Raw genomic sequence first — 25,031 nt, 5'->3', positions numbered from 1 at the left:
TTATGAATGGAGCTTTTATTAATTTGTTATTTATCTTTCAATTGTTTAAATATTTGTTATGAGTTAAAATTAAGAAGGAAATCTGATTTATGGAGGCTTTGATATGAATTATACAGAAGCTATTAATTATATAAAGGATACGGCTAAGTTTGGTAGCAAGCTTGGCTTAGAGAGAACGGAGAAGATTTTAGAGTACTTAGGAAATCCACATAAAAAAATTAAAACTATACATATTGCAGGAACTAATGGTAAGGGGTCAACTACAGCTATGATCACTAAGATTTTAGTGGAAAGTGGCTACAAGGTTGGTTGTTACATTTCACCATACATAGAAGAGTTTGAAGAGAGAATGCAGATTAATAATGAAAATATTCCTAAGGATGACTTAGCAGAGATAGTTACAGAGGTTTCAAAGGCTGTTGAGAAGGTTATTGAAGGGGATTATGGCAATCCAACAGAGTTTGAAATTATAACTTGTGCAGGGTTCTTATATTTTGAAAGAAATAATGTTGATTTTGCTGTTGTGGAGGTTGGACTAGGAGGAAGACTGGATTCTACTAATGTTATTAAGCCAGAGCTTTCAGTTATTGGTTCTATTAGCCTTGATCATGTGCAGATTCTTGGTGACACCATAGAGAAAATTGCCTTTGAAAAAGGTGGAATTATAAAAGAGAATACTAAGGTAGTTTTATATCCACAGCAGGATAGTGTTACAAGGGTTATAGAGGATATATGTGAAAGTAAATCAGCGCCACTTGTGAAGGTGGTTAAAGAGAATGGGGAGTTTGAAGGTGTTTCAAAAGGCTCTGATGGTCAGATTACTCAAAAGCTTAAGGTTGTAACAGAAAGGGATACCTATTATGTTGAGTTAGCACTTTTAGGGGTACATCAGGTACAGAACTGTAATGTGGTTATTAATTGCTGTGAAGCACTTATGGAGATGGGGGTTATGATAACAAAAGAGGCTGTTTTGAGTGGATTAAAGCTGGTTAGATGGCCAGGAAGATTAGAGATAATGAGAAGGAATCCATTAGTTGTAATAGATGGAGCTCATAATATTGATGGAATAAATAAGCTTTCAGAAAGCATTAATAAATATTTTGAATATAATAAGATGATACTTATTTTAGGTATTCTTGCAGATAAGCAGGTAGATGAAATGGTTCAGACAATTTGCCCTAAAGCATCTAAAGTCATTGCTGTAACGCCTCATAGTGAAAGAGCAGAGCTTTCAGAAGACTTAATGAGAAAGGTTCTTTTATATAATGATAACTGTGAAGCTGTAATGGATTATGAAAAAGCTTATGAGAAGGCTTTAAGCTATTGTGAAGAAGGGGATATGCTCGTTATATCTGGTTCTTTATATATGGTTGGAGATATGAGAAAAATTGTTAGAAACAAATAAAATCCGTCATTAATAATATAATTTATAAATTCGTATCACAAATTCCCTGTTCTTCATATTATAAAGTGTGAGGGGAGGGAATCCGATGAGGTACTTATATGTATGTAATACAACGCAGGATCTAGTTGATAAGGTGAATGTGGATAAGTTTGAAGTTGAAGAAACCATAAAGTTAATAGGCGTTAACAGTAGTAAAGTAGGTCCTCATGGTGTTTACCTTCAAGGGGACCTTCTATTCACTTCTAATTGTTACGATGGATCTGTGTCGGTTGTGAATTTAAAAGATAATAGCGTTAAAGGGTTTTATTTAGGTAGATATTGCAGGGATATATGTGCTCATGGAAATCATTTATATATTATTTGTGGTGATTCAAACAATGTAGTTAACTTTGATTTAAACAGAGAAGAGATTGTGGAAATTATTCCGTGTGGAGATTCACCGCATAGCATTGATATTTGTACACGTACTAATGAAATTGTGGTAGCCAATCAAGGAGATGACAGTATAACAATATTTGATGCTTTATATGGAAATGATATTACAGAGATTAAAGTTGGACCATCACCAACAAAGGCATTGTTCACTGTTGATGGTGATTATATACTTGTTTGTGAAAGCTGTATGGGAAGTATGGAGAAGGGGCGAATTAGTGTTTTTTCTAGTAAGAACAGAAAGCTTGTTCAAAGAATATCAGTAGGAAATTGTCCTTTTGACATGTATTGTGATGAGCAGTGTTGTTATGTTGCAAACTATGGAGATGGTTCTATTTCAGTTATTGATATAAGAAGATTAAAAAATGTAGATAACATAAGAAGTGGTGGTATGCCTAGAGGAATAATTTGTGATGAAAATTACATTTATGTGGGTGACAGCTATAATGATCTTTTAATTAAGATTAATAAGAAAAATAATAATGAAAAAAAAATCATTCCGCTAGGCGGGCAGCCAACGGGAATGATAATCACATAGGGTAGGTATTATAGATTATTCACTTAATACCTTTATAATCTTTGTGTATAAGTCAGAGGGGTTTGCCTTCCATTTGGTGCAGAGCTCTCTGGCTTGTTTATTTGAAGCAACAGTAACCTTGATTTCCATTAAGGGAATATTGTTTTCAGAAGCACTAAGGCTTACTACGTAACTATTTCCGTTTTCGATAGTGTAGTCAGCTGATATTGTTGCTTCTTTTTTTATTAAATTCATTTTTACACCTATGTAGGTATTTAATTTGTTTATATCTTCATCAGACAGCCTATTTTTAAATAATGATAGAACTTCCTTGCCTTTACTAGAAATAGTAAGCCTATCTTTTTCATTTTGATTAACCTTTATAATTAAATTAGAAGATATAAGTTCATCAATGTATTCTTGAAGTGTAAAATAGTTTATAAAATTATTTTCTAGCACGATTTCTGTAAGCTGTATATTTGAGATAGGTAAGTCAATCTTATCTATAATATATAACAATAGAAGTTTCTTTTCTGCTAAGTTCAAAGAATTATCAAACATTAATGTACCTCCTTTAAACTATGTATATAAAAATACAATAATAATCCTTAAGTAAAATGCTAAATCAAATAATATATTAGAAGGAATTTACTTAAGTTATATTCTAAAACTTTGATTTAGTTAATTGGATATACTCTTTCAAATATATAATGAGAAGAGTTTCTTTATTATTATAACATATTATTGTCAAAAATGAATGGCTTTTAAAATATATGACTTGGCATATATTTAGGCAGGCTGAATATATTTCTATAGAAAGTAAGATTCTGGTTGGAGGAATATGGATAAAGAGAGGAAACTAAAAATAAAAGCAGTTAGTATATTAGGCTTATTGATTGTTGTTATGGGGGTAAGCCTATTGGGAAGAACCGTTTATAAGGAGACTTTTGCGCCAGCTAATAAAAAACTGCCCATATATTCAGTGAATACAACTGAGAAAAAAATGAGTATTACCTTTGATGTAAATTGGGGGGAGGATAAAACAAAGGAAATACTTGATATTTTGGATAAATATAATGTTAAGGCAACTTTTTATATTATTGGATTATGGTGCGATGATTATCCAGAGCAAGTTAAGGAGATTTATAGCAGAGGGCATGAGATTGGTAATCATTCAAATAAACATCCAGATTATGCAGGGATATCTAAGGAAGCGATTATGAAGGATGTTGAAATTGCAAATGCAAAAATATTTGAATTAACAGGTGAAATGCCGAAAACTTTTAGATTTCCATCTGGTTCTTATAATGATTTATCTGTAGCAACAGTTGAAGAAATGGGATTAAAATCTGTTCAATGGGATGTTGATAGCGTGGATTGGAAGGCGTTAGGTCAGCAGGTTGAATATGATAGAGTAGTGAGTAAGGCCAGGGAAGGCTCTATCTTGCTTTTTCATAGTGATGGTAAGTATACTCCAGAGAATTTAAATAGGATAATTGAGAAATATCAAAGCGAAGGTTATGAGTTTGTGACAGTGTCTGATTTGATTTATAAAGATAATTATTTTTTGGATCATGAAGGAAGACAAAACCAGAAATAGTAATAAATTTAAAAACAAGTTATGAAATGGAAAATGCCACCTAGATTTAAAAAATATTATATTAATAAAATTAAAAAAAATTAAAATAAAATGTTGTAAAATTTAGACAATTATTCTATAATTAATTAACGGGGATATAAACCAACGAAAAAAGTATAAAAGATTTCGATGCTGTAAGTTATATTTTCAAGAGTCTTGAATATAAATTATAGTAAATTTTAACAAAAAACCAAGGGAAGAGGGGTTACCATGGATAATAATATGTTTAATAACAAAATCTACCTAGAAGGAAAAGTAATTTCAGATTTAACATTTAGCCATGAAATGTATGGAGAGGGATTTTATAATTTTGAATTTGAGGTTTCAAGACTTAGCGACACATCAGATGTGCTAGTAATAACAGTTTCAGAAAGACTTATTGCTGGAATAGATGTAAGCATCGGCAGCGAACTTGTTGTTGATGGACAACTTAGATCTTATAATAAGTTTGTAGATGGATCAAATAGATTAATCTTAACTGTATTTGCAAGAGATATTCGTGAACTTAAGGAAAGAGGCAAAAATCCAAATCAAATTTTCCTTGATGGATACATTTGCAAGGCTCCAGTTTATAGAACAACACCATTTGGTAGAGAGATAGCAGACATGCTATTAGCTGTAAATAGACTTTATAACAAATCAGATTATATTCCAACAATTGCTTGGGGAAGAAATTCAAGATTCTGCAAGAGTTTAGAAGTTGGAGATAATATTAGAGTATGGGGAAGACTACAAAGTAGAGAATATCAAAAGAAGATTTCTGATACTGAAGTAGTTAAAAAGGTTGCATATGAAGTATCAATTTCCAAGATGGAAAGGGTTACTGATGAAAATAGAAATAACATAGCGGTAATTGGAAGAGTGGATGAAGACGAAGCAGTGGACGCAGAAACATCTGTAAGCAATGCTGAAAATGAAGTTGTTAATGAAGTAATTTAATATAATAAAGCTACTATGAGAAATTCATAGTAGCTTTATTTATTATAAAGATATTTAATACGCTAACTTTTTATTTTAACGAAAAAATAAAAAGTTTATTTTCTTAGATCTGCTAAAATCTCAGTTTTAGCTTTTGTTTTATCGTCAACACTTTTTATTATTTTTGCAGGTGTTCCAGCAACAACAACATTTGCAGGAACGTCCTCAGTAACAACTGAGCCAGCTGCAACTACTGAATTGTTTCCGATTTTTACACCTTCAAGGATAACAGCATTGGCACCGATTAGTACGTGATCTCCTATTTCACATGGAGATTTGCTTGGTGGTTCTAATACTCCAGCCACTACAGCACCAGCTCCAAGGTGAACTCCTTTACCAAGCTTTCCTCTAGCGCCAATTACAGCATTCATATCAACCATAGATTCATCACCGATTTCAGCACCAATATTTATTACAGCACCCATCATAATAACTGCGTTGTTACCGATTGAAACTCTGTCTCTTATAATTGCACCTGGCTCAATTCTTGCATTTAAGCTTCTAGTATCGAGCATTGGTATTGCTGAATTTCTTCTGTCAGACTCAAGTCTGAAGTTATGTATTTTTTCTTTATTTTCCTCTATGAAGTTTGATATTTCAGTATTGTCTCCAAATAAAACGTAAAAGTTTCCCTCACCAAAGCAATCTATTTTTTCGCAGTTACAATCTTTTAAATCACCGCTGATATAGGCCTTAACAGGTGTAGACTTTTTAGATTCTTTTATAAATCTAGCAATTTCATAAGGATCAGTAAAATTGTATTCCATATTTTGAACTCCTTTCGTCACGTTATACAATTAATTTATATTCACCTATAGGTTATCCTATAATACTACATAATAATTAATAAATAAGATAAAATCTGAATATAATATTTAATGTACTTGATTTACTAATATAGTTATATCATAAAAGATATGCATATTGGAATAATTTATTTACAAATGATATAATAAAGTTAAAAAATTTCAAAATTACAAAATCGGAGGCGGAGTCATGGGAAATTTAACAAAAGGTTATATTCAAATATATACTGGGAATGGAAAAGGTAAAACTACTGCTGCGGTTGGATTAGCTACAAGGGCAGCAGGAAATAAGTATAGAGTTTGTATGGTTCAGTTTTTAAAGAGTGACGCAACCGGAGAACTTCAATCAGCAAAGTTAATGGCGCCATATTTTACTATTCATCGATTTGAAAGACCAAGAGATTTCTTTTGGAATCTTAATGATGAAGAAAAGGTAGAATTAAAAAAGGATATACAGGTTGCTTATGAATTTTGTTTAAAGCAGTTAAAGGAAAAAAGCTGTGATATTCTTATTATGGATGAAATAATGGGAACATTAACAAATAAATTAATAACAGAAGAACAATTACTACAATTGTTAGACTTAAAGCCAGATGATGTTGAAATTGTAATGACAGGAAGAGATGTTCCAGAGAAAATTATGGAAAGAGCTAATTTAGTTACAGAAATGAAGGATTTAAAGCACTATTTTGAAGAAGGTGTACCAGCACGTAGAGGAATAGAGTTTTAAGGCTAGTGTAAGGGGAATAGAAGGTATAACTATGAATTTATCAAGAAAAGTTGAGGATATAGAAATATCAGGAATTAGAAAGTTTTATAATAAGGTTGTGAAAGTAGAAAATTCTATTTCTTTAACCTTGGGGGAACCTGATTTTAAGATTCCTAAAGAAGTTAAAGCTGCAATGAAGCAGGCAATAGATGAGGATAAAACTACATATACTTCCAATGAAGGTATTTTTGAATTAAGAAAAGAAATAAGTAATTATTTAAGTAACATGGATATAAAATTTTTACCAGAAGAAATATGTTTAACTGTAGGTGGAAGTGAAGGATTGTTGGATACCTTTACAGCGGTGTTAAATCCCGGAGATAAAGTTCTGATTCCTTCTATTGCATATCCAGCCTATGAAAGCTGTGTGAAGGTTGTAGGGGGAGATGTAATCAATTATAGTTTAAAGGATGATTTATCAATTGATTTTGAGAGCTTAAGAGAAAGTATTAAGAAGCACAAGCCTAAGGCTATAGTGATATCCTATCCTTCTAACCCAACGGGAAGAGTATTAACAAAAAAAGAATGTGAAGAACTTCACAATGCATTGATGGATGAAGAGTTGTTAATTATCAGTGATGAGATGTATAGTTCAATAGTTTTTGAAGAATATCATACTATTTCAAAGTATGAGGATTTAAAGGATAGATTAATTCTTATCGGTGGATTTTCAAAAATGTTCTCTATGACGGGGATTAGAGTTGGCTATGTGTGTGCTGAAAAATGGTTGCTTCAAAATATAGTTAAGGTTCATCAATACAATGTATCCTGTGCACCATCTATAGGTCAATATGGAGCTTTAGGTGGCCTGAAAAATTCTATGTATCATATAGAGCATATACAAAAGGACTTAAAAGAGAGAAGAGATTATGTTTACAGCAGGCTTTTAGCTATGGGGCTTGAAGCGAAAAAACCAGAAGGCGCATTTTACATATTTCCATCAATTAAGAGAACAGGAATGACTAGTGAAGAGTTTTGTGAAAAGCTTCTTAATGAAACAAAAGTCGCAGTAGTTCCTGGAACAGCTTTTGGACCTGGTGGAGAAGGATATGTTCGTATTTCTTATTGTTATGATAGGGAGAAATTGAAGGAAGCTTTAAACCTTATGGAAGAGTTTCTTTATAATTTATAATTTATAATTTAGGTTGATTTTTTTAATTATAAATTTATTAATTTATAGTGAGTGATAATTAATAAATTTCTTTAGTCAATGATAAATAATTATCAATATAAATAAGAAATAAGAAATAAGAAATAAGAAGTAAGAAGAACTCCGTAAAGAGTTCTTCTTACTTTTTTGAATAAAAGAAATCCAGCAAAACTGGATTTCCTCCTTAATTCTAAATTCTACATTCGGGCATTCTTAATTAGAATATGATACAGTCTATTAGAACTTTATAGTATCGTTAACTACATTGTCCATTGAATACATTCCAGGTGTTTTATCATAAACATATTCGCAAGCTTTAAGAGCTCCAACTGCAAAAACTTCTCTAGAGATTGCAGAATGCTTAATTTCTATAACTTCACCTTTGCCGGCAAAAATCACTTCGTGGTCTCCAATTATATTTCCACCGCGAATAGCATGGATTCCAATTTCTTTATGCTCTCTTTTTGCGATGCCTTCTCTTCCATAGTTAAATTCAGTTTCAGCTTCAATAGAATCTTTTATTGTGTTAGCTAGAAGAAGAGCAGTTCCACTAGGAGCATCAACCTTTTGGTTGTGGTGCTTCTCAATTATTTCGATATCAAAATCCTTATATAGGGTATTGCTGATTGTCTTAAGAATGTTGTTTACTATGTTTATTCCTATAGACATATTAGCTGAGTGGAATACAGGAACTTCAGCAGATAATCCTTGGATTTTGTTTAGTTGTTCAGCAGAATAACCAGTAGTACAGAAAACTACAGGGATTTTTCTGTTTAAAACAAATTCACATATGCTGTCTAAAGTTGCTGGTCTTGAAAAGTCTAAAACTACATCCACATTCTCTTTTACGTTTGTAAGTGAATCATAAACAGGATAGTTAAAGTTTCCTTCAGTTTTGCTGTCAAAGCCAGCTGCGATTGTTAGTGTTGTAGAGTTCTGGGCAACTGTAGAAATCATAGTACCCATTTTTCCATTACATCCAACTAATAAAATTTTTATCATATCTAGTCTCCTTTATAGTAAGCCGTAGTCTTTTAAGGAATTTTTAAGAAGTTCTAAAGTGTTATCAGCCATGTCTACTAATGGTAATCTTAAACTTCCAACATTATGTCCTAAAAGATTCATTGCGGTCTTTATTGGTATTGGATTTGTTTCGCAGAAACAAGCATTAGTAAGAGGTATTGTTTTTAAGAATAAATCTTGAGATGCTTTGATTTCTCCATTGAAGAAAAGTTCACAGATATTATGAACATCTTTTGGAACTATATTAGCAATTACGGAAATTACGCCAAGACCACCTATTGCAAGGGTTGGAAGAATTTCATTGTCGTTTCCTGAATATATATCCAGATTGTCTCCACATAGGTATTTAATTTCAGCAATTTGACTTATGTTGCCACTAGCCTCTTTCACTGCAACTATATTTTCAAGTTTACTTAATTCTAATAGAGCATTAGGTGTGATATTCATACCTGTTCTAGATGGTACATTATACACCACTATAGGAGTAGTAACAGCTTCTGCTATTTTCTTGAAGTGTGCAATAAGGCCTTTAGCAGAAGTTTTATTGTAGTATGGATTTATGATTAGTAAGCCATCTACACCTACAGATTCAGCGTATTTACTCATTTCAACAGATGCCATTGTATTATTGCTTCCTGTTCCAGCTATTACAGGTATTCTTTTATTAACTGTATCAACAGTGAATTTAATAGTTTCTTTTTTTTCATTTTCAGTCATTGTTGATGCTTCACCGGTTGTACCGCAAATTATGATTGCGTCAGTTTTATTTTCGATATGCCATTCAAGTAATTCTTTTAGCTTTGAAAAATCTACGCCAGCCTCATTAAATGGAGTTACTATTGCAACACCGGACCCTTTAAATATACTCATACATACACCTCTTTATTTATAATTATAACTTAATCAATTCTTCAGCAATTTGGACTGCATTTAAAGCTGCACCTTTTCTGATATTATCAGCCACAACCCATAGGTTAAGACCGTTATCTAGACTGAAATCTCTTCTTATCCTTCCAATGTAAACATCATCACGGCCTGCAATGTCTAAAGGCATTGGATAAGTGTTTGTATTTATGTCATCCATTACAGTTATACCTTTGAAGTTATTAAATAATTGGAAAATATCTTTAATATCGAAAGTAGTTTTAAGTTCCACGTTAATACTTTCACTATGTCCGTGAAAAACAGGAACTCTTACTGTGGTAGCTGTAACTTTAACATCTTCATTATGGAGAATTTTATGAGTTTCATTTATCATTTTCATTTCTTCTTTTGTATATCCATTTTCTAAGAATACATCAATTTGTGGTATTACATTAAAAGCTATAGGATATTGGAATTTCTTTGGAGCTATATCATTAACCCCATCTTTTAAATCGTTATATCCTTGCACACCTGCACCAGATACAGCTTGGTAAGTTGAGTAAACTATTCGTTTAAGGCCGTATTTATCAGCTAGTGGTTTTAAAGCAATAACGGCTTGAATTGTGGAGCAGTTAGGGTTTGCTATTATTCCCTTGTTCCACTTAATATCTTCGCTGTTTACTTCAGGAACTACTAAAGGCACAGCAGGATCCATTCTCCATGCACTGCTGTTATCAATTACTACTGCACCATGGTCAGCGAAGATTGGTGCAAATTTTAAGCTTATGTCTCCACCTGCTGAGAAAAGAGCGATATTTATTTTTTTGTTAGATATATTTTCTGGTTTAAGTTCTTCAACAACTATTTCTTTATTATTAAAAGTTATAGTGCTGCCAGCTGAACGGAATGATGAGAAAAGATATAAGTTTTCAATAGGAAAGTTTCTTTCAGCTAAGATATTTAAGAATTCTCTTCCTACCATACCGGTAGCGCCAACTATAGCAACGTTATATTTCAAAAAAATCACCTCATTTATGTTATATATACTATTATTATATAACGTACCTAAATAATATTGTATAAATTTAATAAAAATATAAAGTTTTTTAATTGTTCACATTAAGTAAACGATAACATAATATATATAAATTTTAATGTGCATTTTTGTAAAAAAATAATAAAGGTGTAAAACATTTCTGTTGAAAAATGTCGCATCATCTTATTGGCTTATCATTGACATGACAAGAAGGGATAAGAAAATACAGATTTTTAAAGTGTTTTTAGATGTTTTGATTAATTAGTAATATTAAAATAGTTTGACAACTTAAATTACACGTGATAATATTATAAAAAATGAATTTTAAAAAAATTGCAATTTCATATTTCGATATCGTTTCTTAGCGATAAAAACAATACAACTATACGCTGAGACTATGCTTTGACTAATAAATAGAGTAAATCTTACAATAAGTTAAAAAGTTTATGCCTGTTTGTTGAATTTTCAAAATATTTAAAATGGAGAGCTAAAGTTAGTGGTTATTTTAAATAGTTTATAAAGTTCAAACATATGAAGTATGTAAATTTAAAAATTTATATAAAAGTAGGATGTATTCTAGGTGGATATGGAGGTGTAAAACGGAGTGGCTTTGGGGAGCCATAATCACAATTGGAATTTTATGTTTATTTAAAAGGATGTTAAGGCAGTTAATTGAAATGACAACAAGAGAGAAAACTATTAGCTAATATAACTTATCATCTAAATAAAAGTGTATTTCAAATTGAAATATTACTTTTGTTAATATCTATGCAAGGTAGAAAAAAGGTTAATAATGGGAGAATGCAATAATGGGGATTATTGCATATTTATATTTAATGGAGGGATGATGATGTTAAAATTTACACTTAAAAGATTTGGATACATGCTTATGACTTTGTTTATAGCTGCATCCATAACGTTTTTCCTTATTCATACAATGCCAGGAGATCCGTTAGGGACCGTAGGCAGAGAACTTCCAGAGCAAATCAAAGCTAACTATTATGCAAAGTATGGGTTAGATAAACCTTTGATTACTCAATATGGATATTTTATTAAAAATGCAGTGCAAGGAGATCTTGGTGAATCTCTTAACTATCCAGGAAGAAGTGTTACAGGAACAATTGTGAAAAGTGCTCCGATTTCGGCTAGAATAGGCGGACAAGCGTTATTAGTTGGGGTATCAATTGGAATTATACTTGGAATCATAGCAGCCTTTAATAGAGGAAAATGGCCAGATTATTTAGTAATGTTTATTGCGATAATTGGAATTGCAGTTCCAAGTTTCGTAGTGGCATCCTTACTGCAATGGTTATTAACAGTTAAGTTTAGAGTTTTTCCAACCACAGGATGGGGAGAGGTTAGACATACAATACTTCCTACTATTGCACTAAGCTTTGGTTCAATTGCTACTTATGCAAGATATATGAGAACTAACTGTCTAGATGTTATTGGACAAGATTACATATTAACAGCTAAAGCGAAAGGTGTTTCTAAACTAAGCTTAGTATTCAATCATGTAATTAGAAATGCTATTTTACCGGCAATAACACTTATAGGACCACAGGTTGCTGGAATATTCACTGGTTCTTTCGTTATAGAGAGTATCTACGGTATACCAGGACTAGGTCAATATTTCGTAGAGGCAATTACAAGTAGAGATTATAACATGATAATGGGACAATCTATATTCATATCAGCATTATTCATTGTAGCATTATTCTTAGTTGATATAATTTACGGACTAGTTGACCCAAGAATAAGAGCAGCAAGAGAACGTTAGTAGGGGGGATACAAATGGCAAATTATTCAAGTGATAAGTTTCAGATAATTGGATGTAATAATTTAGATTCTGAAGGCATACTTAGACCAAGCTTGACTTATTGGCAAGATGCTTGGAGAAGACTTAGAAAAAATAAAGTGGCTATTATTTCTTTAATAGCTTTAGTGCTTATGATAATCATGAGTATTGTTGGGCCTATGATTGCTAACTTTCAGTATCAGTCTATGAATAAAGGAATGGAAAACTTAGCACCAAACTCAACATTTTGGTTTGGAACAGACGTTGTAGGTAGAGATTTGTTTTCAAGAGTATGGGTTGGTGGAAGAATTTCTATCTCCATCGGAATTATTGGAGCGATATGTGATACTGTTATCGGAGTAATATACGGCGGAGTTGCTGGATACAATGGTGGAATCATTGATGATATTATGATGAGAATAGTTGAGATATTAGCTAGTATACCTTACCTTGTTTTAGTAATCCTAATCAGAGTTGTATTTGATAAAGGTGGAATATTCCCACTTATCTTAGCAATGGCAATTACAGGCTGGACAGGTATGGCAAGATTAGTTAGAGGTCAGATTTTACAAATTAAGGAACAGGAATATGTTCTTGCTGCAAAAGCACTAGGAGCAAATTCATCAAGAATTATAGCAAAACACTTAATACCAAATACATTAGGAATTATGATAGTTGCAATTACTTTTGCCATTCCAGGATACATGTTTAGTGAGGCATTCTTAAGCTTCTTAGGACTTGGAGTTAAGTCACCAATGACAAGCTGGGGAGCACTTGCACAGATGGGACAACAACAAATGAGGTTCTATCCGTATCAATTAATTTTCCCTGCCTTAGCAATATCTATAACCATGCTTTCATTCCAACTGTTGGGTGATGGTTTAAGAGACGCACTAGATCCGAAATTACGTCAATAGGAGGGGTAAATATGGAAAAGATTTTAGAAGTGAAAAATTTACAGGTTTCATTTCATACCTATGCAGGCGAAGTAAAAGCGGTTAGAGGTGTGGACTTTCATTTAAAGAAAGGTGAAACTTTAGCTATAGTTGGAGAATCAGGATGTGGAAAAACAGTTACATCTAAAGCAATAATGAGATTATTGCCAGAGCCAAGACCAGCAGAAATGAAGGAAGGGTCAGAAATTCTCTTTAATGGAAAAGATATATTAAAAATGAATGAGAAGGAATTAAGAGAAATCAGAGGTTCAGAGATATCTATGATATTCCAAGATCCGATGACCTCTTTAAATCCTACAATGACAGTTGGAAAACAAATAGCAGAAAGCTTAAGAATACATAGAGGCATGAATAAAAATGAAGCTATGGCTGAAGCTATAAAAATGCTTGAACTTGTTAATATTCCAAATGCAGATAAAAGGGTAAATCAATATCCACATGAGTTTTCAGGTGGTATGAGACAAAGAGCTATGATAGCTATAGCTTTGGCATGTAACCCTAAGATACTTATAGCGGACGAACCAACAACAGCTCTTGATGTTACAATACAAGCACAGATAATGGATTTAATTAGAGATCTTCAAGAAAAATTGGGTACAGCGGTGATTCTTATCACTCACGACTTAGGGGTTGTTGCGGACACAGCGGACAGAGTTCAAGTAATGTATGCAGGCCAGGTTGTAGAAAGAGGAGCTGTTAAAGAGATATTTAACAATCCTCAACACCCATATACATGGGCGCTACTTCAATCTGTTCCAAGACTAGAAACAAAGAATAAGGATGTATTATATTCCCTAAATGGAACACCTCCAGATCTAGTAAAGCCTCCAGTTGGATGTCCATTTGCTGCTAGATGTGAATATTGTATGGGTATTTGTTTAGAAGAGATGCCTGAAATTACTATTGTGGATGGAGAACATTCAGTAGCTTGTTGGTTAAAACACCAAATGGCACCGAAGGTTGAAGTTCCTGAAGTATTAAGAAAGGGTGAATAAGATGGCTAAGGATAAAAATAAAGAAGTTTTAATAGAAGTGAAAAACCTAAAAAAATACTTCCAAGTTGGACCTAAAGCTACCCTAAAGGCTGTAGACGATGTTAGCTTTAATATTTATAAAGGTGAAACTTTAGGATTAGTTGGAGAATCAGGTTGTGGTAAGACTACTTGCGGAAGAACTGTTATGGGACTTTATGATGCTACCGGTGGAGAAATTCTATTCCAAGGTGAGGATATAAGCAAGTATAGTAAAAAGCAAAAAAGAGCATTCTCAAGAAAAGCCCAAATCATACTTCAAGATCCATATGCATCATTAAACCCAAGAATGACAGTTGGAGATATAGTTGCAGAAGGAATTGACATTCATGGTACTTTGAAGGGTGATGCAAGGCAGGAAAAAATATATGAATTACTTAATTTAGTTGGATTAAATAAAGAGCATGCTTCAAGATTCCCACATGAGTTTTCAGGTGGACAAAGACAGAGAATAGGTATAGCAAGAGCTTTAGCTATAGATCCAGAGTTTATAGTGTGTGATGAACCTATTTCAGCTCTAGATGTATCTATACAAGCACAGGTTGTTAACTTATTAATAAAGCTTCAAAATGAGTTAGGGTTAACATATCTATTTATTGCTCACGACTTATCAATGGTTAAACATATTTCTGATAGAGTTGGAGTTATGTATCTTGGAACAATGGTGGAGTTAGCTAGTAGCGAAGAGTTATATGCAAAACCACTACATCCATATACACAAGCTCTTTTATCTGCTATTCCAATACCAGATCCTGATGCTACAGGACGTGGAGAAAGAATACAATTAGAGGGTGAGGTTCCAAGTCCTATCAATCCAAAGCCAGGATGCAGATTTGCTACAAGATGCAGATATGCAAAGGATGTTTGTAAAACAGAAACACCAGTACTAAAAGAAGTTGAGCCGAATCATTTTGTAGCTTGTCATATAGTTTAGGTTAGACAAGTGTAAAAAATAAAAAGGTTTTAAGTTTGAAGAAGCTTATGCTTAATTTGCAATTAGATTCATTGCAGTTAAATTAATTATGCTGAATCTATGCGTAGAAAATAAATAACCGTTAATATACTTAAATGACTTTCAATATGTTTATTTAAGTGTAATAAATAAAGAATATAAGGGGGAAAAATTATGAAAAGCAAAAAGTTTTTAGCATCGTTACTAACTTTAACTATGGTTGCATCTGTAGCTTTAGTTGGATGTGGTAGTGATAAAGGCTCAGGCGAGAGCGGTTCAGCTGAAGGAGAAAAGGATAAAGAACAATATTTAAACATGCTTCTTGGTGCAGAGCCTAAGACTATCGACCAATCTAAGTCAAGTGATAGTTATTCTTCACAAATCTTAGCTAACACTCAAGAGGCATTAACTAGAATTACTCAAGATGAGAATGGTAAGGATAAAATCGAGCCAGGTATAGCAGAGTCTTGGGAAACATCAGAAGATGGATTAACTTGGACATTCAAATTAAGAGATGCAAAATGGAGTGATGGAGAAGCTATTACTGCTGAGCACTTCGTTTATGGTATTACAAGAACTCTTTTACCAGACACAGCTTCAAACTATGCATTCTTATTATATCCTATAAAAAATGCTGCAGCATTCAACGCTGGTAAAGCTACAGCAGAAGAGTTAGGTGTTAAAGCTATAGATGAGAAAACTGTAGAGTTTACACTTGAATCTCCAACACCATTCTTCTTAGACTTAACTTACTTCAAAGTTATGCAGCCACAAAGAGAAGATATAATTGAAAAACATGGTGATAAATATGGTAGTGAATATGACACAATGTTATTCACAGGTCCTTTCGTTATGACTGAATGGACTCATAACAGCCAAGTAGTTTTAGAGAAAAACGAAAACTACTGGGATGCTGACAAAGTTAATCTTGAAAAAGTAACAATGAAAATAATTAAAGAAAAAACTGCTAGAATGAATGAATTAGATAGCGGTGCCGTTGATATGGGAGCAGTTGATGAGCCAGAGTGGATTAAGACTTTTGATGCTACTGGTGAGTTTGATGTTTTAAAAGGATATGATGCATCAACTACATACACTTTCTTCAACCAAGAGAATGAATTCTTTAGTAATGCTAAAGTAAGAAAAGCATTCATAATTGCTGAAGACAGAGTAAATAAAATTGAAACATTAAGAAAAGGACTTGGAGATCCTGCTCTAGGATTTGTTCCACCAACAGTACAAATAGGTGGAGAAGACTTCAGAGAAACAGTTGATACTTTACCAGTACAAGATTTAATGGATGAAAACAAAGATCCAAAAGCACTTCTTATCGAAGGTATGAAGGAGTTAGGACTTGGAGAAGATCCATCAACAATAACTGTAGAATATTTACAATCAGGAACAGATGCTAATGCTAGAGTTTGGGCTGAATTCCAACAAGAAGTATATCAAAATACTTTAGGAATAAAAGTAGATGTTGACTATGTTGAGTGGCCAATATTCTCAGATAGAACTAAGAGTGGTGACTTCCAAATAGCAGCAATGGGATGGACTGGAGACTATAATGACCCTAACACTTACCTTGATTTATTTAAGACAGGTGCAGGAATCGTTGCTACAGGCTGGTCAAACCCAGAGTTTGATAAGTTAATTGATAAAGCTGCTCAAACTACAGATCAAGCTGAAAGAGCTAAAATATTCGCTGAAGCTGAAAGAATATTAATATATGAAGATGGTGTAATCAGTCCAGAGGCTTGGAGAGTTAAAAACACTTACATTAAGAAGTTTGTTAAAAACTACGCTTCTCCATTATTCGGAACAGCTGATTTAAAATACACTTATACTTCTGGAAGAAAATAATTTTTAAATAAAAGGCAGATTCAACTTGAATCTGCCTTTTTCATTGTGATTATTGGAATTTAGGGATGTAAAGGTAAATATAAAATATAAAAAATGAGATGTGTTTTCTCTTATTTTATATAAAACTGAATAAAAAAAGCTCTACAGTAGAAAATATAGGTAGTATAAGTAAACTCAACTTTGTATAGATTTGGTGGACTGCTGAAAGAATAAGCTCCATTATTAAGATTATAGATTTTAAATGAGGTTTAACTTCGGCTTAACCAAATCAAAGGGGTGGAGTTCAACTTTAAAATTATATTTAGTTTGGTAGAGGTGATATTTTATGGGAAAAACACCATTGAAAAAAGTTATTAAATCAAAACTAAAGGCTAATAAAGAATTGACCCCTGAGGAAGCTTTAAGGGAAAAGATGAAGTATGATATAGTACAAGAATTAGGGCTTGTTGACAAGGTGAATGCTCTTGGATGGAGCAGTCTTACAGCAGAAGAAACAGGTCGTATTGGCGGAATAATGACGAAAAGAAAAAAAGGCATGCATACAGCGGATGATAATCAGCCAGATCCAGATCAAAATACTGGTGGTTTTTTTTAAGAATGAAATCTTTTTTTATAGAAAGTTTTGTAATAACTCTTAGACAAAATAACGAAAGTAATGTAAAATGGATAGGTATTATGAAGTAAAGTTGGTGACCTATGGATTGTTATAATGATTTTGCAGAGATATATGATGAACTAATTAATGAAGATATAGATTATAAGTTATGGGCAGAAAAAATAATCGAAATATGTGATGAATATAAAGTTGTAAAAAGAGACTATTTAGATTTGGCTTGTGGTACTGGAAATTTTACAGCATGTATAGGTAAAAAATTCATTTTTACTACTGCTTTAGATTTATCAGAACAGATGCTGTCTATTGCGGATGAAAAGCTGAAGGAAGAAGGAATTAAAGCTAAGGTTGTGTGTCAGAATATATGCAGTTTTAACTTGAAGAAAAAGTTTGATTTAATAACCTGTGGATTGGATTCTACAAATTATATTCTTGATAGAGATGAATTAAAGCAATATTTTGCTTCAGTTCATCATCATTTAAAAGATGAAGGTGTATTTATTTTTGATATAAATACTGAGTTTAAAATTAAACATATATTAGGAAATAATTCCTTCAATTTTGATAATGAAGATGTAGTATACATATGGGAAAATGAATACGACGATGAAGAAGATATAGTAAATATGTACTTAACCTTTTTTGTTAAAAAAGGACAAGTGTATTATAGATTTGATGAAGAGCACAGAGAAAGAGCCTATAGCGAAGCTTTTATCGAACAATGCTTTAAGGCAGCAGGCTTTAAAATGGAGAAAAAGCTTAATTGCTATGGAGACGAAGCGATAGATAAAGAAACAGAAAGAATAACTTATGTGCTGAGAAAGGATGGAGTGTAATGGCAGATAAATTAATTAGAGGAACGGCTAAGGATGGACAAATAAGAGTTATTGCTGCGATAACTACAGAACTAGTTGGAGAAGCAACTAAAACTCATGAGTGTAGTCCTACGGCATCTGCAGCTTTAGGTAGAATGCTTACTGGTGGTATACTTATGGGAGCAATGTTAAAAAATGAAACCGATAGCTTAACTTTACAGATTAATGGTGGAGGAGAAGCTAAGGGCGTTATAGTAACAGCTCATGCAGATGGAAAGGTTAAAGGATATATAGGAAATCCTAAAGTGGAGCTTCCTTTAAATTCAAAGGGTAAATTAGATGTAGGTGGAGCTATAGGAAAAAGTGGAGATTTAAAGGTTATAAAAGACATGGGACTTAAGGATCCATATGTAGGTCAAGTTCCAATATATACAGGTGAGATTGGTGATGATTTAGCTTATTACTTCACAGTTTCAGAGCAGACACCATCAGCTGTTGCTTTAGGTGTTCTTGTTGATACGGATTTATCAATAAAAGCTTCAGGTGGATTTATAATTCAAATGATGCCAGGAGCATCTGAATTTATAGCAGATATAATAACATATAGATTACAAGAAATTCCTTCAGTTACATCTATGATTGAGAAGGAAATGTCTATAGAAGAAATACTAGAGTATGTATTTGAAGATATGGATTTGAAAATTTATGATTCACTAGTTCCAGAGTTTAAGTGTGATTGTTCAAGAGATAGAGTTGAAAGAGTTCTTATGAGTGTTGGTAAAAAAGACCTTCAAGAAATATATGAAGATGGAAAAAATGAAGAAATATTATGCCACTTCTGTAATAAAGGATATGAATTTACTCCAGAAGATATTAAAGGTTTAATGGATGAAATTGATAGAAAGTAGAAATTAAATAAAAATTAAAAAAACAATGTTGACAATATAGTTATATTTTAATATAATAATCTTTGTTAGGAGTTAGTGAAAACAACTAACAAAGATTATTTTAAATAATGGGAAGCACAAATTAAAATAATGGTCGCATAGCTCAGCTGGGAGAGCACCTGCCTTACAAGCAGGGGGTCACAGGTTCGATCCCTGTTGCGACCACCATTTATGGCCCAGTGGCTCAGTTGGTTAGAGTGCCGGCCTGTCACGCCGGAGGTCGAGGGTTCGAGTCCCTTCTGGGTCGCCAATAAGTTTTAATTTTGTGTATGGCTCGATAGCTCAGTCGGTAGAGCAGAGGACTGAAAATCCTCGTGTCGCTGGTTCGATTCCTGCTCGAGCCACCATTAAACTTAAAATAATAAGCGGGAGTGGCTCAGTGGTAGAGCGTCACCTTGCCAAGGTGAACGTCGCGAGTTCGAATCTCGTCTTCCGCTCCAAGTGGCGCCATAGCCAAGTGGTAAGGCAGAGGCCTGCAAAGCCTTTATTCCCCAGTTCAAATCTGGGTGGCGCCTCCAAAAAAAAGTAAGTAATAGTATTATTGCTTACTTTTTTTATTTTTCGATGACAAAATGAAAAGTTAGGAATGATAAATATAGCTATGTGATTATCCTTTGAATGGATAGTGTATAAAGAAAAAAGAAACTCCAGGGGAGTTTCAATAGTAATTCATTATTTTATCGTTAAGGACATTATAAATCAGTAAAGAAGATGCTGCCCCTATCTATAAGAGGTGTATCGGAGAGGTAAATTGGTGTTATATTGTTTCTTTTTAAGAAGTTAGTTATTTCTTGTTTCTGCGGGTGGTAATCTAAGGAACCGTAAAAAACTAAGGTGTTAGAATCCAGCATTCCACAAGTTCCGCCTATAAAACCATAGTCTAGACCAGGAAGTTCTATGTTTCCAGGATTTATTAACAGTACATCATATCCATGAGCAGTTAAAGCTTTGAAAACAGAATTATCGGAAGTAATAAAGGTTTTGGCATTAAGGATAGCGGTTGAACACTTTGAATAACCTTGTTTTATGTTTATTAAAGTTTTATCTTGAACAGCATCAAGAAGAATCGGGTCAGTATGTATAAGATTATGCATGAAAAAGTCTTTAGTGTTTACTGCATTTAGGATTATATCTTCAGGATACTTATCTGTAAGGCTGTACTCGCTTCTAATTATATTGAAACCTAGATCGATTAAGGAAGCTTCAAAGGTGTCTGAGGCGTCTTTATGAAGTATTATAGTACTAGGATTGATAAAGTGAAGTAAAATATCAGGGTGGCCGCAGATTGCATTATACAATTTGAGGCAAGGCTCACATTTAATAATATTGCAATTTAAATTTGAAAGATTGTTGATTTCTTCTTCTGATATTCTATAATCAACAAAAGCATATTTCATTATATAACACCTCTTTTAAAATTTTCATTATAAAAAATATACTATAAATACATTAGAAATCAAAGAATAAATTGGATTTTTAATGTTGAATATAGAAATTATAAACACATATAATAATATCATCTTTAATGAAAATACTTTTCACATTCTTTAGATTTTATAATTTGTATGGTGATAAAAGGCTTAAATCAAGAGGTGATTATATGCTACTATTGACTATTATAAATAATAGCCATAAAGATTATGTGTTGAATGAGATTAGAAATATTATCACTTATTTAGAGGATAAGGAACTAGAACTGCGTTGCGAGGTTGATGAAGAAGATGGGTGTCAGTTAGTCGAAATTTATGGTGAGATTTCAAGGAATTCAGAGGCAAATGTTAGAGTATTTCAGTACTACATAGCAACGATATTATATAAAGTTGCAGTAAAGGAGTTTTTAGATGGTAAAATTAATAAACATCTAAATGAAGCATATAACTTTTTGAATTATAAAGATATATCTATAGTAAAGGATGTAGTACATAAAGTTTTAAATGAGGAAGTAGCCATAGATGAAACTATGATATTTTGCATGAATAGAAAAAATGATGCGTTGCAAAAAATTATGGTATGTTTAAGTGAAGTAGAAGAATTGAATGTGAAGGGATTTTTAGATTTTAGATCTAAGGATTTAAATAAAGATATTATTTCAATGGTTGAAAAAATAGTTGAAAAGTATATGATTGAAAAGGAGTATAATGAATTTATAAATCTTCTGAAGTACTTTGTTGAAGTTCAAGACTGCAAATTAGAAAAAGTGGATTTGTTTATTGGAAAATCCGGAGATGATTATACACTTAAGGATGATGAGGGGAATGATATGATGGAATCCCTTCTAAATGATTTGTGTGAGAATAAAACAATGGGAGAAATAAGTAAGGATGATTTGATTATAAGTGGCTTGATAACAACTTGTCCACACAAAATAGTTATACATTCTTCAGAGAGATGTAAAAATAAGGAGTTAATTAAAACAATACACAATGTTTTTGAAAGCAGGGTTGAATATTGCACTGGATGTAATGAGTGTAATATTTTGAATGGATTTATTAAAATACCTGTTGACAATAATATAAACATATAGTAAAATCAATTTTGTTAGTTGAAGAAATTAATAAAATTTTGCAAGAAGAAACAGCCGTTTCTCACCTTACAGTATTGCTAGTAAGGTTAAGATATTTTACATTATGATTGAATTGTAATATCAGGACGGCTTATGTCGTCCTTTTTATTTTATATTTATATATGGTTAAAAATAACCGGAGGTGAAAGTTATCAGTAAAAATAAAGACTTCATGATGAATGAAGATATAAGAGACAAAGAAATTAGAGTTATTGATTCCAATGGAGAAGCTCTAGGGGTAATTCCTACTAAAGAGGCTTTAGAAATTGCTCATAAGAAAGAATTAGACTTAGTGGTTATGTCTCCAAATGCAAAACCAATGGTTTGCAAGATTATGGACTTTGGGAAGTTTGTTTATGAACAACAAAAGAAGGAAAAGGAAGCTAAGAAAAAGCAGAAGGTTGTTACAGTTAAGGAAATCAGATTAAGTGCTACAATTGAAGAGCATGATATCGAGATTAAAGCTAACAACGCTAGAAAATTTTTGTTAGATGAAGATAAGGTTAAAGTTACTGTGAGATTCAGAGGAAGAGAAATTGAAAACTCACAGATTGGATTTAAGATATTAAACCTATTTGTTGAAAAGTTAGGCGATGTTTATACAATAGAAAAGCCTGCTAGACAAGAAGGAAGAAATATGATAATGATATTAGCTCCTAAAAAAGGAGCATAACTGAGAGGAGGACTTTACAATGCCAAAAATGAAAACACATAGAGGTGCTGCAAAAAGATTCAAGAAAACAGGAACAGGGAAGTTAAAAAGATCTAAAGCTTTTAGACGCCATATATTAACTAAGAAAAGCGCTAAAACTAAGAGAAATCTTAGAAAAGCAGGATACGTTTCAACTACTCAAGAAAAGAACATGAAGAAATTATTACCATACTTATAGTAGAAGAGATCTAGGAGGGAAATATAATGGCAAGAGTAAAAAGAGCGATGAACAGTCGTAAAAAACATAAAAAAGTATTAAAACTTGCAAAAGGATACTACGGTGGAAAAAGCAAGTTATTTAAAACTGCTAATGAGTCAGTTATAAGAGCATTAAGAAATGCTTATGTTGGAAGAAAATTAAAGAAGAGAGACTTCAGAAAGTTATGGATAGCTAGAATAAATGCTGCTGCAAGAATGAATGGTCTTTCTTACTCAAGATTCATGAATGGAATGAAGGTTGCTGGAGTAGATATAAACAGAAAAATGCTTTCTGAAATAGCTATCAACGATCCTAAAGCATTCGCTGAATTAGTAGAAGTTGCAAAAAAGCACATCTAAGATTGATAACATAAATGCCAGAGGATGACTTAGTCGTTCTCTGGATTTTTCTAATAAAAAAACAAATTACCAGTTTTGGAATATTAAGTACATAAGATTAAATGTGTTGATAGTATAAAAGTGTAGTTTAAGCTACATTTTTATACTATCAATATTTTAACGGTGAAATGGGAAAAACATAGGTAAGTAATATATAATTTAAATATGAAGATTCTTATTAGAATAAGAGGTGTTTTATATGCAATTGAAGAAGCGTAATATGCTGAGAAACAAAAGATTTACACCAGTGCAGATAATAGCTATGGGGTTTGCGGCAATTATATTAATTGGGGCATTTCTACTAAGTTTACCCATTGCAACTATTGATGGTGTGAAAACGCCCTTTATAGACTGTATTTTCACATCTACATCAGCAGTGTGTGTAACAGGACTTGTTACAGTAGATACAGGTACATACTGGTCTTATTTCGGTAAAACTGTTATTATGTTATTAATACAAATTGGTGGGTTAGGATTTATGTCCTTTGCTACCTTAATTGCCTTAATCGCAGGCAAGAGAATAACATTAAAGGAAAGATTGTTAATAAGAGAGTCTATTAGTTTAACATCTCTTCAAGGAATTGTTAGATTTGCACGATACATACTAACATTTACTTTTTCAATTGAACTTATAGGAGCACTACTTCTTTCAATTCAGTTTATTCCAGAGTTTGGATTAGGTAAAGGAATTTATTATAGTATATTTCATGCAGTATCAGCCTTTTGCAATGCTGGCTTTGATTTGATGGGTGGATACAGCAGTGTAACAGGATATAGCGGCAATGCATTGATTATTCTTACATTATCAGCTTTAATCATCATTGGAGGCTTGGGCTTTTATGTTTGGGATGATTTATACAACTATAAGATAAATAGAAGGCTATCACTACAAACAAAGGTAGTAATATCAATGAGTTTATTTTTAATAGTATTTGGATTTGTTATGTTCTTTATATTTGAGTATTCAAATCCGGCTACATTAAAAGAGATGTCTATGAAGGATAAACTGCTATCTGCTTTCTTTGCATCTGTATCACCAAGAACAGCTGGATTTAATTCTATTGATTTAGCGGGTATGTCTATGGCTTCAGTACTGTTAACAATAATTCTTATGTTTATTGGAGGTTCTCCAGGCTCTACGGCAGGGGGGATAAAAACGTCCACAGCAGGAGTGCTTTTATTAACAGTAATGTCTGTTATAAAAGGAAGAGAAGATACAGAAGTATTTAGAAAGAAAATAAGTAAAGAAACAGTATATAAAGCCTTTGCAGTAGTAGTTATAGCACTGGGATTGGTATTTACGGTTACAATATTATTAACAATAACTGAAAGCGGAGCAGGAGTGCCATTTGAGCAATACTTATTTGAAGCTACATCTGCCTTTGGTACAGTTGGGCTTACAATGGGATTAACTCAAAAGCTTACTGCAATAGGTAAAATAATTGTAGCAATTACTATGTATGCTGGAAGAATAGGACCACTTACTTTATTGGTAGCTATAGCAATAAGAAGTGATAATAAGACAAATTCAATAAAATATCCAGAAGGTAAAATTTTAGTTGGATAGA

The 25,031-nt window shown here is 32.5% G+C and carries 25 protein-coding genes, 5 tRNA genes and 1 other annotated feature; of the genes, 24 read left to right on the top strand and 6 right to left on the bottom strand.

Annotation, left to right across the window (positions count from 1 at the left end):
• Positions 1 to 103 precede the first annotated feature (103 nt).
• Both BN1075_RS11925 and BN1075_RS11920 read left to right on the top strand, forming a co-directional pair.
• Positions 104 to 1,405 carry a bifunctional folylpolyglutamate synthase/dihydrofolate synthase gene (locus BN1075_RS11925; protein ID WP_040193367.1) on the top strand — a complete coding sequence of 434 codons (1,302 nt, stop codon included), beginning with the start codon at positions 104 to 106 and terminating at the stop codon, positions 1,403 to 1,405.
• An 85-nt stretch (positions 1,406 to 1,490) separates the two neighbouring features.
• On the top strand, positions 1,491 to 2,375 hold the full coding sequence (locus BN1075_RS11920; protein ID WP_040193366.1) for a YncE family protein: 885 nt from the start codon (positions 1,491 to 1,493) through the stop codon (positions 2,373 to 2,375).
• A gap of 15 nt (positions 2,376 to 2,390) precedes the next feature.
• Here the strand turns inward: BN1075_RS11920 and BN1075_RS11915 are convergent, their stop codons facing one another.
• On the bottom strand, positions 2,391 to 2,915 hold the full coding sequence (locus BN1075_RS11915) for a DUF4364 family protein (RefSeq protein WP_040193365.1): 525 nt from the start codon (positions 2,913 to 2,915) through the stop codon (positions 2,391 to 2,393).
• A 280-nt stretch (positions 2,916 to 3,195) separates the two neighbouring features.
• On the opposite strand from BN1075_RS11915, the gene pdaB reads away from it, so the two are divergent.
• Complete coding sequence (gene pdaB, locus BN1075_RS11910) at positions 3,196 to 3,954, top strand: polysaccharide deacetylase family sporulation protein PdaB (protein ID WP_040193364.1); 759 nt, start codon at positions 3,196 to 3,198, stop codon at positions 3,952 to 3,954.
• Between the two features lie 249 nt (positions 3,955 to 4,203).
• Complete coding sequence (locus BN1075_RS11905; RefSeq protein WP_040193363.1) at positions 4,204 to 4,932, top strand: single-stranded DNA-binding protein; 729 nt, start codon at positions 4,204 to 4,206, stop codon at positions 4,930 to 4,932.
• A 95-nt stretch (positions 4,933 to 5,027) separates the two neighbouring features.
• Here the strand turns inward: BN1075_RS11905 and dapD are convergent, their stop codons facing one another.
• Positions 5,028 to 5,738, bottom strand: a complete 711-nt coding sequence (gene dapD, locus BN1075_RS11900) for a 2,3,4,5-tetrahydropyridine-2,6-dicarboxylate N-acetyltransferase (RefSeq protein ID WP_040193361.1) — start codon at positions 5,736 to 5,738, stop codon at positions 5,028 to 5,030.
• Positions 5,739 to 5,967: 229 nt separating this feature from the next.
• Between dapD and BN1075_RS11895 the strand changes: the two genes are divergently transcribed.
• Together BN1075_RS11895 and BN1075_RS11890 are read left to right on the top strand one after the other, a co-directional pair.
• The gene (locus BN1075_RS11895) at positions 5,968 to 6,507 is read left to right on the top strand and encodes a cob(I)yrinic acid a,c-diamide adenosyltransferase (RefSeq protein WP_040193360.1); all 540 of its coding nucleotides are present in this window, start codon (positions 5,968 to 5,970) and stop codon (positions 6,505 to 6,507) included.
• Positions 6,508 to 6,538: 31 nt separating this feature from the next.
• Entirely contained in the window at positions 6,539 to 7,678 is a 1,140-nt protein-coding gene (locus tag BN1075_RS11890) for a pyridoxal phosphate-dependent aminotransferase (protein ID WP_040193359.1), read from the top strand.
• 255 nt (positions 7,679 to 7,933) lie between these two features.
• Here the strand turns inward: BN1075_RS11890 and dapB are convergent, their stop codons facing one another.
• Genes dapB through BN1075_RS11875 form a run of 3 tightly spaced genes read right to left on the bottom strand, consistent with a single transcriptional unit; the run spans position 7,934 to position 10,601 of the window.
• Positions 7,934 to 8,698: a 4-hydroxy-tetrahydrodipicolinate reductase gene (gene dapB, locus BN1075_RS11885; RefSeq protein WP_040193358.1), complete on the bottom strand. Its 765-nt coding sequence runs from the start codon at positions 8,696 to 8,698 to the stop codon at positions 7,934 to 7,936.
• 12 nt (positions 8,699 to 8,710) lie between these two features.
• Positions 8,711 to 9,589, bottom strand: a complete 879-nt coding sequence (gene dapA / locus BN1075_RS11880) for a 4-hydroxy-tetrahydrodipicolinate synthase (protein ID WP_040193357.1) — start codon at positions 9,587 to 9,589, stop codon at positions 8,711 to 8,713.
• Positions 9,590 to 9,611: 22 nt separating this feature from the next.
• A complete protein-coding gene (locus BN1075_RS11875) occupies positions 9,612 to 10,601 on the bottom strand; it encodes an aspartate-semialdehyde dehydrogenase (RefSeq protein WP_040193356.1) in 990 nt (329 codons plus the stop codon).
• A gap of 868 nt (positions 10,602 to 11,469) precedes the next feature.
• Here BN1075_RS11875 and BN1075_RS11870 point away from each other — a divergent pair.
• From BN1075_RS11870 to BN1075_RS11810, 13 genes are all read left to right on the top strand, one after another.
• Complete coding sequence (locus BN1075_RS11870; RefSeq protein WP_040193355.1) at positions 11,470 to 12,399, top strand: ABC transporter permease; 930 nt, start codon at positions 11,470 to 11,472, stop codon at positions 12,397 to 12,399.
• A 14-nt stretch (positions 12,400 to 12,413) separates the two neighbouring features.
• Positions 12,414 to 13,334 (top strand): ABC transporter permease, encoded by a 921-nt coding sequence (locus tag BN1075_RS11865; protein WP_040193354.1) that lies wholly within the window; start codon positions 12,414 to 12,416, stop codon positions 13,332 to 13,334.
• Positions 13,335 to 13,345: 11 nt separating this feature from the next.
• Positions 13,346 to 14,368, top strand: a complete 1,023-nt coding sequence (locus BN1075_RS11860) for an ABC transporter ATP-binding protein (RefSeq protein WP_040193353.1) — start codon at positions 13,346 to 13,348, stop codon at positions 14,366 to 14,368.
• Between the two features lies 1 nt (position 14,369).
• The gene (locus BN1075_RS11855; protein ID WP_040193352.1) at positions 14,370 to 15,338 is read left to right on the top strand and encodes an ABC transporter ATP-binding protein; all 969 of its coding nucleotides are present in this window, start codon (positions 14,370 to 14,372) and stop codon (positions 15,336 to 15,338) included.
• 192 nt (positions 15,339 to 15,530) lie between these two features.
• Positions 15,531 to 17,216, top strand: coding sequence for a peptide ABC transporter substrate-binding protein (locus tag BN1075_RS11850; protein WP_040193351.1), 1,686 nt, complete (start codon positions 15,531 to 15,533; stop codon positions 17,214 to 17,216).
• Positions 17,217 to 17,541: 325 nt separating this feature from the next.
• Positions 17,542 to 17,811, top strand: coding sequence for a small, acid-soluble spore protein, alpha/beta type (locus tag BN1075_RS11845; RefSeq protein ID WP_040193350.1), 270 nt, complete (start codon positions 17,542 to 17,544; stop codon positions 17,809 to 17,811).
• A gap of 101 nt (positions 17,812 to 17,912) precedes the next feature.
• The gene (locus BN1075_RS11840; RefSeq protein ID WP_040193349.1) at positions 17,913 to 18,665 is read left to right on the top strand and encodes a class I SAM-dependent DNA methyltransferase; all 753 of its coding nucleotides are present in this window, start codon (positions 17,913 to 17,915) and stop codon (positions 18,663 to 18,665) included.
• On the top strand, positions 18,665 to 19,552 hold the full coding sequence (gene hslO, locus BN1075_RS11835; protein ID WP_040193348.1) for an Hsp33 family molecular chaperone HslO: 888 nt from the start codon (positions 18,665 to 18,667) through the stop codon (positions 19,550 to 19,552). The genes BN1075_RS11840 and hslO overlap by 1 nt, the downstream gene beginning before the upstream one ends.
• Before the next feature lie 131 nt (positions 19,553 to 19,683).
• Positions 19,684 to 19,759, top strand: a tRNA-Val gene (locus BN1075_RS11830).
• A gap of 5 nt (positions 19,760 to 19,764) precedes the next feature.
• Positions 19,765 to 19,841 (top strand) — tRNA-Asp (locus BN1075_RS11825).
• Positions 19,842 to 19,862: 21 nt separating this feature from the next.
• A tRNA-Phe gene (locus tag BN1075_RS11820) sits at positions 19,863 to 19,938 on the top strand.
• A gap of 18 nt (positions 19,939 to 19,956) precedes the next feature.
• Positions 19,957 to 20,031, top strand: a tRNA-Gly gene (locus tag BN1075_RS11815).
• 3 nt (positions 20,032 to 20,034) lie between these two features.
• Positions 20,035 to 20,109 (top strand) — tRNA-Cys (locus tag BN1075_RS11810).
• 174 nt (positions 20,110 to 20,283) lie between these two features.
• Here the strand turns inward: BN1075_RS11810 and BN1075_RS11805 are convergent.
• Complete coding sequence (locus tag BN1075_RS11805) at positions 20,284 to 20,988, bottom strand: DUF6873 family GME fold protein (protein WP_040193347.1); 705 nt, start codon at positions 20,986 to 20,988, stop codon at positions 20,284 to 20,286.
• A 203-nt stretch (positions 20,989 to 21,191) separates the two neighbouring features.
• Here BN1075_RS11805 and ytxC point away from each other — a divergent pair, with 203 nt between their 5' ends.
• From ytxC to BN1075_RS11780, 5 genes are all read left to right on the top strand, one after another.
• Positions 21,192 to 22,115 carry a putative sporulation protein YtxC gene (gene ytxC, locus BN1075_RS11800; protein ID WP_040193346.1) on the top strand — a complete coding sequence of 308 codons (924 nt, stop codon included), beginning with the start codon at positions 21,192 to 21,194 and terminating at the stop codon, positions 22,113 to 22,115.
• 36 nt (positions 22,116 to 22,151) lie between these two features.
• Positions 22,152 to 22,268, top strand: a sequence feature (ribosomal protein L20 leader region).
• A gap of 28 nt (positions 22,269 to 22,296) precedes the next feature.
• Positions 22,297 to 22,827 carry a translation initiation factor IF-3 gene (infC, locus tag BN1075_RS11795; RefSeq protein WP_081911570.1) on the top strand — a complete coding sequence of 177 codons (531 nt, stop codon included), beginning with the start codon at positions 22,297 to 22,299 and terminating at the stop codon, positions 22,825 to 22,827.
• 19 nt (positions 22,828 to 22,846) lie between these two features.
• Positions 22,847 to 23,044, top strand: coding sequence for a 50S ribosomal protein L35 (rpmI, locus tag BN1075_RS11790; RefSeq protein ID WP_040193344.1), 198 nt, complete (start codon positions 22,847 to 22,849; stop codon positions 23,042 to 23,044).
• 26 nt (positions 23,045 to 23,070) lie between these two features.
• Entirely contained in the window at positions 23,071 to 23,424 is a 354-nt protein-coding gene (rplT, locus tag BN1075_RS11785; RefSeq protein WP_040193343.1) for a 50S ribosomal protein L20, read from the top strand.
• A gap of 238 nt (positions 23,425 to 23,662) precedes the next feature.
• Positions 23,663 to 25,030 (top strand): TrkH family potassium uptake protein, encoded by a 1,368-nt coding sequence (locus tag BN1075_RS11780; RefSeq protein ID WP_042387242.1) that lies wholly within the window; start codon positions 23,663 to 23,665, stop codon positions 25,028 to 25,030.
• The last annotated feature ends 1 nt before the right edge of the window (position 25,031 follow it).

Origin of the sequence: Clostridium culturomicium, from assembly GCF_000821305.1 — a bacterium.
Classification (GTDB): Bacteria; Bacillota; Clostridia; order Clostridiales; family Clostridiaceae; genus Clostridium_J; species Clostridium_J culturomicium.
This window is presented reverse-complemented; position numbering and strand designations above follow the sequence as displayed.